The sequence below is a fragment of the Pseudoxanthomonas sp. LjRoot143 genome, from assembly GCF_964252945.1.
Taxonomy (GTDB): domain Bacteria; phylum Pseudomonadota; class Gammaproteobacteria; order Xanthomonadales; family Xanthomonadaceae; genus Pseudoxanthomonas_A.
This window is the reverse complement of the sequence record NZ_CAXUPM020000001.1, coordinates 4327028-4340915: the sequence shown is the minus strand read 5'-3', so window position 1 is coordinate 4340915 and position 13888 is coordinate 4327028. Positions and strand designations below refer to the sequence as shown.

The window sequence follows — 13888 nt, the reverse complement described above, 5'->3', positions numbered from 1 at the left end:
GGATGCGATGGCGGCTACGGCGCTCGCTGACTCCCTATGCTACATCGGGCGGCAACGCTCGGCGGCCGAGTTGGTCCTCGCCCTGCTTGGGCGGCACGGCTCTGCTAACCTCCCCATATGCAGATGCCAAAGGGGGCTGGCATGAAAGCTTTGATGAAGCATTCAATTGTGGTGTTGGCACTTGCCTTGTGCCTTTCCGGATGCGGTCAGCGACAAACCGAACCATCGAAGCACTCTGCTCCTCTTGCACCATCCAGGCCACAGCAGACACCGTCCTCTGCCTTGAGGACCGTCGAGTTTGGTTTGCCTACGGCAAAAACCAGCTCCACATACAGCCTCAACCTGTTCAGGCGTTACGCACCCCCACCGTCTTGGCTGCTCGGAGGCGCTGTAATGAATCCGGAATTTTATTCGGTTGAGATAGGGGATTTCACCGGCGATGGTCGTGATGACATCGCAACCATAGTAGGCGGTGCTTCCTCGGAGCATCACCATCTGCTCTATGTGTTGCCGCAGTTAGCTACCGGCGACCTCGGCCCCGCCATCGACTACCCCCTAAGTTCCTACGAGGGAGGCGTGTACTACAACTATCCCTTCGCCATGGTGCGCGCCGATCTGAATCATGATGGGACCGACGACCTCGTACTGACTCGTGGACGAAGTATTTCGTTGCTGACTGCTGATGGTGCTGGCGGATTCCGTAGCCTCACGTATTCGGCTGATCGTAACTTCCCGCTTGCCGCTGTTGTTCTTGACGTCAATCGCGACGGGCATCAGGACGTCGTCGCATATACAACGCTCGCGTACGGGGAGCAGGGAGCGCCGCGCAATGGCTTCGTCGTCCACTACGGCGACGGTAGAGGCGGCATTTCGGGTCACTCTGAGTTCCGCACCAGCGGAACGGTCCAGCACGACAGTGAGATTGGTTACTCTCTTGCGACGGGAGATCTGAACTCCGACGGCTACCCTGACTTGGTAGCACGCATTTCTGAGTTCGACTACAACGCACAAATCTGGCGCCATGTCGTCTCCATCCACCTGCACGACAAAAAAGAGGGCTTCCTGCCAGCCGTGAAAGTCAACGCAGTTCTCGCGACGGGGCAAGAGTTCCTCTCGCTCGAAAAGGTTGCAGTCGCTGATCTAACGCGCGACGGCCTGGAAGACCTTGTGGCAACAGCTGAAAGCGTCCAACGCTATGAAGTGAGGGTGTTCCCGCAGAACCTGGATGGATCGATCGAAACAACAGCCCGCGTGAATGCGATCTACCCCATCCCGACGGCGCTGGATGCCGGTGATCTTGATGGCGATGGCTACACTGATCTACTCATCGCACACTCGAATTGGAACAACATCGGCTACTTGCTGCAGGGACAAGCAGGACTGCAGGATCAAGTCCTTAGGGGAGTCTTCGCCGGAGCGCCAGGCGTCGGCAAGAATAGCCAGGCCATCGGCGATTTGAATGGCGACGGTTGTGCCGATGCTGTGGTCGTTGGTCAGTGGGAAGCCATGGCAGTGCTACATGGCACTGGTTGTACGACACGTGTGCGTCAGACCGGCGGGAACGCGTTACCACGACTGGCTGCAACGGGCGGCGGCTGATCGGCCCCTCGATCCTTGCCCCAGGATGAGAAGGGCACCCAAACAGGCATCAACCGTCGTCTAGTCCAACACTGCACTAGACGACGAGAAGATTCGTCTTCTTCACGTGATTTTGCGCCGGCTTGGCGCATCCGTCATTGCGCGGGCAACTCCCTGTGCTGCGATCGCCAGCGCGCATCCTGGCGTCAAGGGTCCACACCCAAAAACATGTGAAGCCTTTCCAGTTCCATCTCAAGCGCAGCGCGAAACCCGGCATCCCTCGGCCCACGCCCATCCACATACCCAAACGTCGACCGCAACTCTCCATCAACCACTCTGAGATTCGCCCACCCGATCACCCGGTCACCCCACAGCACCGGTAGCGCGTAATACCCCAGCTTCCGCTTCGGCGCCGGCGTGTAGGCCTCGAAGCGGTACGTCCAGCCCCAGAACATCTCGAAGCGGCGGCGATCCCAGACGATGGGATCAAACGGCGTCAGCAGGCGCACCTGGTCGTCCGGCTTCCAGCGCCGCGAGCGCGGATCCTCGTCCGCCGGCCAGTACCAGTCCACCCCATCGACCCGCGCCGTGCCCAACCGCTGGCGCGCCCGCTTCAGCGTCGCCGCACGCAGATCGGTCCACTGCGGCACACCGCTGCGCAGATAACCCAGCAACTGGCCCAGGCTCGCCGCCGGCAGCGGTGCGTACTTGCGCACGATGATGTCGAGCAGCGCATCCAGCCGCGCCTCCGCATCCGACATCGCGACCGGCGTCGCATCACCGACGCGCGGCGCATAGACCCGCGTACCGCCTTCGCGACGCGCGACCCGCAACAAGCCGCGGTAATGCATGCCATCCAGTAGCTGCGTGCTCGCGTTCGACGAACCACCGAACCAGTTGGTCGTCTTGCCATGCCCGAAGTGCGCATCCACCTCGCGCGGGTGCGCGCTGCCGCGCTCGCTGACGAAGGCCAGCACCGCCTGCGCCTGCTTCCAGCGCGCGGACGTCCACGCCTCGCGTGCGGTGCGCGGATGCATCAACTGGTGATGCTCGCGCGGCAGGAAGCCGTAGTTGACGAAGAAGTCTTCTTCCAGCGGCAGGCGCGGATACCGCCGCTCCAGGTCACCGGCGCGATAGCCGGCGACGCGGTGGCGCAGGGTCAGGTCTTGCGCACGTGCCGGCGCCCGGATCGGGTCCGCCTGCACGAACCCCAGCCGCTGGATCGCCCGCGGCAGGGTGGTCGGTTTGAACAGGCTGCGGGCGACGGCATAGCGGCGCAGGTGGTCGAGGGTGAGCGTCATGTCGAAGACGCGCGCTGAGGGAAGGTGCCCGATAACCCGTAGGCACCCATGAACCGCGACAGCGGGATGCGATCGCCGCCCGTCATCCTTGCTTGGCCTGCGCGGCACGCCGCTTGCCCGTACCGCCCGGCACCACCGTCCGCTCACCCGCCCTGCGGCCCGGCTTGACCTGCTTGCTGACCAGCGCGAGCCGGTAGCCCATCGCATCGGCCACTTTCAGCACCGTGCCAAAGCTGGGATTGCCATTGCTGGACAGCGCCTTGTACAGACCTTCGCGCGTCAGGCCGGTATCGCGCGCCAGTTGGCTCATGTTGCGCGCGCGCGCAGCAACGCCCAGCGCATGCACCAGGAAGCCGGGATCGTCACCGGCCTCCTCGAAGCACGCGTCCAGATAGGCGTTTATGTCCGCCTCGGTCTTCAGGTAATCCGCCGAATCCCAGGGCGTGGTCTTGAGTGCCATGTCAGTTCTCCAATGCGTCCGCCAGCGCCAACGCCGCCTTGATGTCCGCACGTTGCGATGCCTTGTCGCCACCACACAACAGTACGATCCAAGCATCGCCATGCCGGGTGAAGTAGATGCGGTAGCCCGGACCGCAATCCACCTTCATCTCGTACACCCCGCCGGCCAGCACGGTGCTGCCCCGGGTTGCCGAGGGCGAGCCGATCTATACGCGCTTGTATGCGCATCCTCGCGTGCCCGTCGCGCAGTGAAACGAACCAGTCCTCGAATATCCGCGTCTTCCGGATCTCGATCATGCAGCGTCATCCTTGACGTCGATCTGGCCCGAACTGTGAACCTTGGTTTACAGCCTGTCAACCGGCCGCCCAACAAAAAAGCGGCCATGGGCCGCTTCTTTGTCCGGCGATCCTCTCCGCGGACGGAGAGGAACGGCATGTCACACGGTGACCGGGTTCGCCTTGTCCACGTCGATCTTGTACTGCTTGATCGCGCGGGCGACGTCCTTGCCGGTCATCTTGCCTTCCTTCGCCAGCGCCGCGATGGCGGCGTGGGCGATGTAGTAGCGATCGACTTCGAAGTGGCGACGCAGGTTGGCGCGGGTGTCGCTGCGGCCGAAGCCGTCCGTGCCCAGGCAGGTGTACGCCGCCGGCACGAACGCGCGGATCTGGTCGGTGTAGGCGCGCACGTAGTCGGTCGCGGCGATCACCGGACCCTGGCGGCCTTCCAGCAGCTCCGTCACGTAGGCCTTGCGCGGGGTCTTCGCTTCCGGGTTCAGGCGGTTCCAGCGCTCGACGTCGAAACCATCACGACGCAGCTCGTTGAAGCTCGGGCACGACCAGATGTCGGCGGTCACGCCGAAATCCTTGTCCAGCAGCTCGGCCGCCGCGATCGCCTCGCGCAGGATGGTGCCGCTGCCCAGCAGCTGCACGCGCAGCTCGCCCTTCTTCGGTTTGCCGGCATCGGTCAGCAGGTACATGCCCCTGATGATGCCTTCGGCCGCGCCTTCTGGCATTTCCGGGTGGGTGTAGTTCTCGTTCATCAGGGTGACGTAGTAGTACTCGTCCACCTGCTCCTGCAGCATCTTCTGCATGCCGTGCTGCAGGACCACCGTCACCTCGAAGCCGAAGGTCGGGTCGTAGCTGCGCACGTTGGGGATGCTGCCGGCGATGACGTGGCTGAAACCGTCCTCGTGCTGCAGGCCTTCGCCGTTGAGCGTCGTACGGCCCGCGGTGCCGCCCAGCAGGAAGCCGCGCGTGCGCATGTCCGCCGCCTGCCAGGCGATGTCGCCGATGCGCTGGAAGCCGAACATCGAGTAGTAGATGTAGAACGGCAGCATCGGCACGTTGCTGACCGAATAGCTGGTGCCCGCCGCCATCCACGACGACATCGCGCCCGGCTCGCTGATGCCCTGCTGCAGCACCTGGCCGGACTGGTCCTCGCGGTAGTACATCAGCTGGTCGGCATCGACCGGCTTGTACTTCTGGCCGAACGGCGCGTAGATGCCGATCTGGCGGAACATGCCTTCCATGCCGAAGGTGCGCGCTTCGTCGGCGACGATCGGCACCAGGCGCGGGCCGACCTGCTTGTCGCGCAGCGCGATGTTCAAGGTCTGCACGAACGCCATCGTGGTGGAAATCTCGCGCTCGCCGGTGCTCTTCAGCAGGCGCTCGAAGGCCTCCAGCTTGGGCGTCTCGAACGACTCGCTGGCCTTGCGGCGACGCTGCGGCAGATAGCCGCCGAGCGCGGCGCGGCGCGACTTCAGGTACTGGATTTCCGGCGAATCCTCGCCCGGGTGGTAGAACGGCACCTGCGCCGACTCTTCCAGCTGCTTGTCGCTGACCGGGATGTTGAAGCGGTCGCGGAACGTGCGGATGGCTTCATCGTCCAGCTTCTTGGTCTGGTGGGTCGGGTTGAGCGATTCACCCGCCGAACCCATGCCGTAGCCCTTCACCGTCTTGGCCAGGATCACCGTGGGCATGCCCTTGGTGTTCACCGCCTCGTGGTAGGCCGCATAGACCTTGTGCGGATCATGGCCACCGCGGTTGAGGCGCCAGATGTCGTCGTCGGACAGGTTGGCGACCATCGCCGCCGTCTCCGGGTACTTGCCGAAGAAGTTGTCGCGCGTGTACTTGCCGCCGAACGCCTTGCAGTTCTGGTACTCGCCGTCGACGGTTTCCATCATCAGCTTCTTCAGCGTGCCGGTGGTGTCGCGCGCGATGAGCGGATCCCAGTAGCTGCCCCACAGCAGCTTGATGACGTTCCAGCCGCCGCCGCGGAACACGCCTTCGAGTTCCTGGATGATCTTGCCGTTGCCGCGCACCGGACCGTCCAGGCGCTGCAGGTTGCAGTTGACCACGAAGATCAGGTTGTCGAGCCCTTCGCGGCCGGCCAGCGCGATCGCGCCGAGGGTTTCCGGCTCGTCGCTCTCGCCGTCGCCGATGAAGCACCACACCTTGCGGTCGGACTTCTCGATCAGGCCGCGGTGCTCCAGGTACTTCATGAACTGCGCCTGGTAGATCGCCGCCAGCGGGCCCAAGCCCATCGACACGGTCGGGGTCTGCCAGTAATCGGGCATCAGCCACGGGTGCGGGTAGGACGAGATGCCCTGGCCATCGACTTCCATGCGGAAGTTGTCGAGCTGCTGCTCGCTGATGCGGCCTTCCAGGAAGGAACGCGCGTAGATGCCGGGCGCGCTGTGGCCCTGGATGAACAGCAGGTCGCCCGGATGGTTCTCGGACGGCGCGCGCCAGAAGTGGTTGAAGCCGACGTCGTACAGCGTCGCGCCGGAGGCGAAGCTGGCGATGTGGCCGCCGAGGTCGCCGGGCTTGCGGTTGGCGCGCACGACGGTGGCCATCGCGTTCCAGCGGATGATCGAACGGATGCGCCATTCCAGTGCGGCGTCACCGGGGCTCTTGGCCTCGTTCTGCGGCGCGATGGTGTTGACGTATTCGGTGGTGGGCGAGAACGGCAGGTAGGCACCGGCGCGGCGGGTGACTTCGACCATGCCTTCGAGCAACTGGTGAGCACGCAGGGCGCCGTTCTTCTCGATCACCGCCTGCATGGAATCGATCCATTCGCGGGATTCCTGCGGATCCGGATCGCTCTGCAACATCTCGTTCAACCAGTTCATTCCCACTCCTGTTTCGCCACGCGTGGGGCGCGGCGTTGCGGTTTCTTGTAGACGTTGAAGTGTAACGCACGCACCCCGCGCGGGACCTGGCTACGCAGGCGTATGGAAAGGACATTGCGTGCCTGTCCCGAGACAACAGGCACACCAAAATCAGACCATTGCCGTATTGCAATGCAGCACATGAAGTGGGCTTATGATCGGCGTCCGGGGGGAAGCGGCGATCGGGATCGGCATGCGCAACGCAGCGCCCAGCAGTGTCGTGCCAGATAGGGAGGTCGCCGGTGCCGCGCACTGGCGCAGCAGCCTGCGCACGCGCATCGCCCTGTGGGCCGGACTGGTCAACGTGGTGCTGCTGGTACTGCTGGTGCTGGCGACGGCATGGTTCGCGCACCGGATGATCCTGGACGACGCGCGCCGCGACACCCATGCGACCGCACAGGAAGCCGCGCAGCGGCTCGATGCCGCGCTGCACGTGGTGACCATCACCACCCACGGCATCTCCGACCTGGTCGGCAGCGCCCAGTTGTCGCCCGACGAACTGGTCACCACGCTGCGCGCGATGGTGAAGGCCACGCCCGGGTGCGCCGGCGGCCTGCTGATCCTGGAACCGCGCAGCCGCGGGGACGCGCCCTTCGCGTACTACGTCGCCGCCAACGGCAACGATCGCGACTTCATCGCCGACAGCTATCCGTTCCGCGACCAGGGCTGGTACCAGCGTACCGTCGCCTCGCCCGGCGGCTGGTGGTCCGAGCCCTACCTCAACCAGACCGCTGGCGCCGTCTGGACGGTCACCTACAACATGCCGCTGCGCGAGCCCGGGCGCGGCGCCCGCACGCGCGGCATGGTCAGCCTGGACCTGCCGCTGGCCAACCTCACCGATCCGGTCGATTCGCTGGCCCACCTGCCGGGCTGGCGGGTCTCGCTGGTCGCGCCCGGCGGCACGCTCGCGATGAATCCCGAGGTCGGCGTCGACCGCCTGGAGCGCCTCGAGGACTACATCGCCCGTGCCGGTCGCAGCGACCTGCGCCAGGCGGCGGAAGCGGTGCGCCTGCGCGAGCCCCTTCAGTTCGTGCACGTGGATGCGACCAGCGACGAGCGTCGCTACACCGTGGTGGAGCCGATCGGCGACAGCGGCTGGAGCCTGCTGGTCGCGCAGTCGTACGACCTGATCACCGACCGGCTGGCGCAGGCGCTGTGGCTGCTGGCCGCGATCGGCGCGCTGCTGGCGCTGGTCTGCATGCTGGTGGTACGCAAGCTGGCGCACCACATCAGCCAGCCGGTGGAAGGCCTGTCGGCGGCGGCGGCACGGCTGGCGCAGGGCGACTACGCGATGCCGGTACCGCACGTGCACCGGCGTGACGAGGTCGGCCAGATGGCGCGCACGCTGGAACATGCGCGCGGGTCGATCCGCCAGCAGCTGCGCGAGATCGAGGACATGACCGCGGCGCGGCAGAAGCTGGAAAGCGAGCTGTCGATCGCGCGCGAGATCCAGCAGGCGATGCTGCCGCCGGGCCGCGTGATCGACCGCGAGCATGCGCACCTGGAAGCCTATGCGCGGCTGGAGCCGGCCAAGGCGGTCGGCGGCGACTTCTACTGCTTCATACAGACCGATCCGGACTGCCTGTGGTTCGCCATCGGCGACGTCTCCGACAAGGGCGTGCCGGCAGCGCTGTTCATGGCACGCACCGTGACGGTGCTGGAAGTCGCGGCCAGCACCCATCCGTCGCCGGAGCGCGTGCTCACCGAAGCCTCGCGGCGGCTGGTACAGGGCAACGACGCCTGCATGTTCGCCACCGTGCTGTGCGGGCGCGTGGACGTGCGCAGCGGCGCCTGCGTGCTGGCCAGCGCCGGCCACGATGCCCCCCTGCTGCTGCACGCCGATGGCAGCCACGAGGAACTGCCGGTGCAACCCGGGCCGCCGCTGGGCTTCGAAGTGGGCGACGCCTTCCCGCTGTGGTCGGGGCAGCTGCCCGCCGGCGCTACCCTGCTGGCCTGGACCGACGGCATCACCGAGGCCTTCGATGCCGGCAACGTCGCCTTCGGTACGGAGCGCATCCCCGACGCACTGCAGCCGGGCGCCACCGCGCGCGAGCAGTGCGAGCGGCTGATCACCCGGGTTCATGCGTTTACCGATCCCGCGCCACAATCCGACGACATCACCGTGCTCGCCATCCGCCGCCGGCTGGACAGCACCGCCACCCCGCCCGAAGCTCCGCCACCCCAGGAGGCTGCGCATGCAGATGCGACTCTTCATTCCCCGTGAGCACGCCCGCGTCGACGATCTGAATGCGTCGCTGGAAGCCGTGCTGGCCAACAACGGCGTCAGCCGGGCGATCCAGGGCGATGTACGGCTGATCGTCGAAGAACTGGCCAGCAACGCCATCGAACACGGCGACCTGGCCCGCGTCGACGCCGAGGAGCACGAGCTGTGCGTGGACATCGCCATCCGCGACCGCCTGCTGACGCTGGAATTCCGCGAGAGCGGCGCACCCTTCAACCCGCTCGAACAGCCCGCTCCGGACCTGGAGGCGGACATCCTAGAGCGGCCGACCGGCGGCCTCGGCCTGCATCTGGTCCGGCAGGTGGCCGAAATGGCCTCGTATCAGCGAATGGGTAACTACAACATCCTGCGCCTGTCGCTGCGCATACCCACCGAGGAGAACCCCGCATGAGCCTGGACATTCAGCTCGACCCGCCGGGCAAGGGCAGTCAGCGCGCACACCTGCGCGGCCGGCTGGACACGCACACCTACGAGGACCTGGACGAGGCGCTGGCACCGCTGCTGAACCGCCAGCTGCACTCGCTGGTGCTGGACCTGTCGGGACTGGACTACATCAGCAGCGCCGGCATCCGCTCGATCTTCAAGGCCCGCAAGGCGCTGTCTCCGCATAGCGGCAAGGTGCTGCTGGTCAATCCGCAGCCGCAGATCCAGAAGGTGCTCGACATGGTCAAGGCGGTGCCGTTGAACGAGATCTTCTCGTCCACCGCCGAGGCCGACGCCTACCTCGACGTGATGCAGCGCAAGGTGCTGGATGCGGCAGAGGACCCCGACTGACGCGACGCGCGCCGGTCTCACCTTCGCCTCACATTTGATTTACGATCCAGCGTCGCCTCCCTTTCTCCCCGGGCTCCCCCACCCGGCAGATCCGCTTCACCGAGATGCCCGATGACACTGGAGATTGAGGTCTACCCGCCGGTCAACGGCAACCAGTACGTGCTGCTGTTCGGACGCCTGGATACCGCCAGCTACGCGCAGCTCGACGACGCGCTGGCGCCGATGCTGGCCGCGCGCCCGCAGGCGCTGGTGCTGGACCTGGCGCACCTGGACTACATCAGCAGCGCCGGCGTGCGCAGCATCCTCAAGGCACGCAAGGCGCTGGCCCCGCACGAAGGCCGCCTGCTGGTCGTGCATCCGCAGGAACAGATCCGCAAGGTCATCGAGATCGTGCAGGCGGTGCCGATGGACGAGATCTTCGAGTCCAGCGCCGATGCCGACGCCTACCTGGATGCGCTGCAGCGGCGGATCCTGGATGGTGAGGATGAAAGCTAGCAGGGATGCGGGTGCGGGATGTGGGAGCGACGTAAGTCGCGATGAAGCTTTACCGGTAGCCCATCGCGACTTACGTCGCTCCCACACCTGAATCCCCTGCGCACCAGTAAAGAAAACGCCCCGCATGCGGGGCGTTTTCCGTTCCGGTGAATCCGCTGCCGATCAACCCGGCCCGTTGCGCTCGGCTTCGCGCTGCAGGCGGATCTGCGCATCCACCGCGGCGATCGCGGTCATGTTGATGACGCGGCGCGGCGTGGCGCTGGTGGTCAGGATGTGCACCGGCCTGGAGATGCCCATCAGGATCGGGCCGATCGCCACGCCGTCGGTCACCACGCGCACCATGTTGTAGGCGATATTGGCCGCGTCCAGGTTGGGCATGACGAACAGGTTGGCGCGGCCGCTGAGCGTGCTGCCCGGCATCATGCGGCTGCGAAGTACCTCGTCCCACGCGGTGTCGCCCTGCATCTCGCCGTCGACATTGAGGTCGGGCTTGCGCTTCAACAGCAACTCGCGAACCTTGCGCATCTTCAGCGAGCCCGGCGTTTCGTGGCTGCCGAAGTTGGAGTGCGACAGCAGCGCGATGCGCGGCTCGATGCCGAACAGCTTCAGGCGATAGGCCGCCTGCAGCGTGGCCTCGGCGATCTGCTCCGCGGTCGGATCGTCCTGCACGTGCGTGTCGAGGAAGAAGTACGCGCCCTGGTTGTTGATCACGCCGGTCATGGCCGAGGTCGACTGCACGCCCGGATCCAGCGGGATCACGCTGCGCACGTAGCCCAGCTTCTTGTGGAAGCGGCCGACCAGGCCAGTGATCAGCGCGTCGGCTTCGCCGCGCGCGACCATGACCGCCGCGATCAGCGTCGGCCGCGAGCGCATCAGGTTCTTGGCCGCCGCCGGCGTCACGCCGCGGCGCGAGGTCAGCGCATGGTAGTGCTGCCAGTAGTCGTTGAAACGCGGGTCGTCGTCCTGGTTGGTCACCTCGAAATCGACGCCGGCGCGCATGCGCAGGCTGAGGCGCTGGATGCGTGCGTCGATCACGTCGGGGCGGCCGATCAGGATCGGGAACGCCAGGCCTTCGTCGATCACCGTCTGCACCGCGCGCAGCACCGTCTCTTCCTCGCCCTCGGCATAGACCACGCGCTTCTTGTCGGCGCGCGCACGGTCGTAGACCGGCTTCATCATCAGGCTGGTGCGGTAGACGAACTGGCCCAGCTTCTCGCGGTAGGCCCACATGTCGTCGATCGGGCGCAGCGCCACGCCGGAGTCCATCGCCGCCTGCGCCACCGCCGCGGCCACTTCGACCAGCAGGCGCGGGTCGAACGGGCGCGGAATCAGGTACTCGGGGCCGAAGCAGGGCACGTCATCGCCGTAGGCGCTGCCCAGGTCGGACGCCTCGCGCCGCGCGAGCTTGGCGATGGCGTGCACGCAGGCGACCTTCATCGCCTCGTTGATGACCGTGGCGCCCACGTCCAGCGCACCGCGGAAGATGTACGGGAAGCAGAGCGCGTTGTTGACCTGGTTCGGGTAGTCGCTGCGGCCGGTGCCGATGATGACGTCCGGACGCACGGCCTTGGCGTCGGCCGGCAGGATTTCCGGGTTCGGGTTGGCCAGCGCCAGGATGACGGGCTTGTCCGCCATGGTCGCGACCATCTCCGGCTTCAGGATGCCGCCGGCCGACAGGCCCAGGAAGATGTCCGCGCCGGCGACGATCTCGGCCAGCGAGCGCTTGTCGGTGTCGCGCGCGTAACGCGCCTTGTCCGGATCCAGGTGCGGACGGCCCGTGTAGATGACGCCATCGCGGTCGAACGCCAGGATGTTCTCCGGCTTCAGGCCCAGCGCGACGAGCATGTCGAGGCAGGCGATGCCGGCGGCGCCGGCGCCGCTGGTGGCCAGCTTCACGTCGCCGATCTTCTTGCCGATCACTTCCAGTGCGTTGACCACCGCCGCACCGACGATGATCGCCGTGCCGTGCTGGTCGTCGTGGAACACCGGGATCTTCATCCGCTCGCGCAGCTTGCGCTCGACGATGAAGCACTCGGGCGCCTTGATGTCTTCCAAGTTGATGCCGCCGAAGGTCGGTTCCAGCGAGGCGATGATGTCGACCAGCTTGTCGGGATCGGTCTCGTCGATCTCGATGTCGAACACGTCGATGCCGGCGAACTTCTGGAACAGCACGCCCTTGCCTTCCATCACCGGCTTGCCGGCCAGCGGACCGATGTTGCCCAGGCCCAGCACGGCGGTGCCGTTGGTGACCACGGCCACCAGGTTGCCGCGCGCGGTCAGCTCGCTGGCGGTGTTCGGATCCTCGACGATCGCCTCGCAGGCATAGGCCACGCCCGGCGAATACGCCAGCGCCAGATCACGCTGCGTCAGCATCGGCTTGGTGGGGGCGACCTTGATCTTGCCCGGCGGAGACAGGCGGTGGTATTCCAGCGCGGCCTGCTTGAAATCGTCGTTCGTCATTGCGGAAACGGTGCCTGTGATGAAGGCGGGGGAGCGGCGATTCTACCCCTTCCCCGCCGGGGCCGGACCCGGCCGATTGCGGCGCTGCATCACGCCATGGTCATGCGTTGCGTGCTCAGGGCGCGATGAAGAGGCAGTCGTCGCGACGGCGCGACACGTGGCCGCAGGTGTCCTGGAACGCAGCGGGCGCGGGGCGCTGGCCGGTGTCCAGCCACTGTTCGAGCACCCGCAGTGCGCTGGTGTAGGTCGTGTCCCCCAGGCGGCTGTGGTCGCTTTCGTCGGTCAGCGCCTGCAGCAGCAGGTGGCCGCGCCCGGCGTGTTCGACGGTGGCCTTGTAGGCGGCTTCTGCTTCATACGACACCGTAGGATCGTGGCGCGCATGCACGGTGACGGTCGGCAGCACGATCAGGCCGGACAGGTCGGCGTCGTAGGCCAGCGCCGCGACGGCCGCAGGATCGGCCCTGAAGCGCTCGACCCCTGCATTGAGCGCCGCATCGTCATGCGAGCCCCGATACGCTGTCCTTGCGTTGTCGAACGGATTGCGGCCACCCAGGCGCTTCTGCACCATGTCCTGGAAATGGAACGTGCCCCAAGCCAGGTGCGCGACCAGCTGCTTCTCCGCCACGCCGGTGACGGAAAGGATGTCGCGCAGCTTCGCCGCCTGCGCCGGCGTGCGCTTCGCTGCGGGCTGGTCGACGCCGGTACACGCATCGACGCGCTTGCGCAGGTCGTCGCGGGTCATCTTCGCGCCGGCGGGCAGGCCCTGCCACACCGGGTACTGCGTTTCGTCGGCCGCCGGATGATTGCGGCAGTAGTACTGGTAGACCGCGCGCAGGTCCGCGCGGAAGCCATAGCCCTGCGTACCGCCGAACAATAACCCGTTGGTGGTCAATACGCCGTCGTAGTTCGGCCGTCCGTCGATGTCGAGCGCATACAGCTCCGCCGCTTTCGCCGCGACGTTGCCACCCCATGACTGTCCGTGCAGCAGCGTGCGCTGCGGGCGGCCCCAACGCGACCAGAACAGCTGGCGACTGACGTCGACGTCAGCCGCAGCCATGCGCACGCCATAGCCGCCGCGGCGGTAGGTACTACCGATCCACGCATAGCCGGCACGCACCATCACCGCAAAGCGATCCAGATCCTCCGCCGAATCGCCGGCCTTGGGTTCGCCAAGGCGCGGGCCGCCATGCGCGTGCACGATCAGCCGCTGGTTCCACTGACGCGGCATCGCCACCAGCAACCAGGCCCCGTTCGCGTCACGGGCTTCGTAGCAGTCGATCTGCGGACTGGCCGATGCCGGGCATGCGACGGGTGCGAAGGCTGGTTCGTCCTCCGCCCCGGCCGCGCTGGCGGGCAGTGCGGCCGTCCCCAGCACGGCCAATGCAGTGACGATCCAGCGGCAGCTCATG

The 13888-nt window shown here is 66.3% G+C and carries 11 protein-coding genes; 5 read left to right on the top strand and 6 right to left on the bottom strand.

The genetic code is table 11. The annotated features are described in order from the left end of the window. The first annotated feature begins 141 nt into the window (after positions 1–141). Complete coding sequence (locus tag ACSQ1W_RS20780; protein WP_436045944.1) at positions 142–1599, top strand: FG-GAP repeat domain-containing protein; 1458 nt, start codon at positions 142–144, stop codon at positions 1597–1599. Positions 1600–1784: 185 nt separating this feature from the next. Here the strand turns inward: ACSQ1W_RS20780 and ACSQ1W_RS20775 are convergent, their stop codons facing one another. The 4 genes from ACSQ1W_RS20775 to aceE all read right to left on the bottom strand — a co-directional run bounded on the left by ACSQ1W_RS20775 (position 1785) and on the right by aceE (position 6469). Continuing rightward, on the bottom strand, positions 1785–2879 hold the full coding sequence (locus ACSQ1W_RS20775) for a DNA glycosylase AlkZ-like family protein (RefSeq protein WP_436045942.1): 1095 nt from the start codon (positions 2877–2879) through the stop codon (positions 1785–1787). 82 nt (positions 2880–2961) lie between these two features. Then, a complete protein-coding gene (locus tag ACSQ1W_RS20770; protein WP_436045940.1) occupies positions 2962–3339 on the bottom strand; it encodes an addiction module antidote protein in 378 nt (125 codons plus the stop codon). Position 3340: 1 nt separating this feature from the next. After that, positions 3341–3511 (bottom strand): type II toxin-antitoxin system RelE/ParE family toxin, encoded by a 171-nt coding sequence (locus tag ACSQ1W_RS20765; RefSeq protein WP_436045938.1) that lies wholly within the window; start codon positions 3509–3511, stop codon positions 3341–3343. Positions 3512–3775: 264 nt separating this feature from the next. Beyond that, the gene (aceE, locus tag ACSQ1W_RS20760) at positions 3776–6469 is read right to left on the bottom strand and encodes a pyruvate dehydrogenase (acetyl-transferring), homodimeric type (RefSeq protein ID WP_436045936.1); all 2694 of its coding nucleotides are present in this window, start codon (positions 6467–6469) and stop codon (positions 3776–3778) included. Positions 6470–6701: 232 nt separating this feature from the next. On the opposite strand from aceE, the gene ACSQ1W_RS20755 reads away from it, so the two are divergent. From ACSQ1W_RS20755 to ACSQ1W_RS20740, 4 genes are all read left to right on the top strand, one after another. Further along, on the top strand, positions 6702–8732 hold the full coding sequence (locus ACSQ1W_RS20755; RefSeq protein ID WP_436045935.1) for a SpoIIE family protein phosphatase: 2031 nt from the start codon (positions 6702–6704) through the stop codon (positions 8730–8732). Then, positions 8704–9141, top strand: a complete 438-nt coding sequence (locus ACSQ1W_RS20750) for an ATP-binding protein (RefSeq protein WP_192274367.1) — start codon at positions 8704–8706, stop codon at positions 9139–9141. Before ACSQ1W_RS20755 ends, ACSQ1W_RS20750 begins: the two co-directional genes overlap by 29 nt. Further along, positions 9138–9524 carry an STAS domain-containing protein gene (locus ACSQ1W_RS20745; RefSeq protein WP_436045934.1) on the top strand — a complete coding sequence of 129 codons (387 nt, stop codon included), beginning with the start codon at positions 9138–9140 and terminating at the stop codon, positions 9522–9524. The genes ACSQ1W_RS20750 and ACSQ1W_RS20745 overlap by 4 nt, the downstream gene beginning before the upstream one ends. Before the next feature lie 111 nt (positions 9525–9635). After that, positions 9636–10019, top strand: coding sequence for an STAS domain-containing protein (locus tag ACSQ1W_RS20740; protein ID WP_436045932.1), 384 nt, complete (start codon positions 9636–9638; stop codon positions 10017–10019). A gap of 162 nt (positions 10020–10181) precedes the next feature. Here the strand turns inward: ACSQ1W_RS20740 and ACSQ1W_RS20735 are convergent, their stop codons facing one another. Beyond that, positions 10182–12479 (bottom strand): NADP-dependent malic enzyme, encoded by a 2298-nt coding sequence (locus tag ACSQ1W_RS20735; RefSeq protein WP_192274364.1) that lies wholly within the window; start codon positions 12477–12479, stop codon positions 10182–10184. A 115-nt stretch (positions 12480–12594) separates the two neighbouring features. Then, on the bottom strand, positions 12595–13887 hold the full coding sequence (locus tag ACSQ1W_RS20730) for a hypothetical protein (RefSeq protein WP_436045930.1): 1293 nt from the start codon (positions 13885–13887) through the stop codon (positions 12595–12597). Position 13888: the final 1 nt, after the last annotated feature.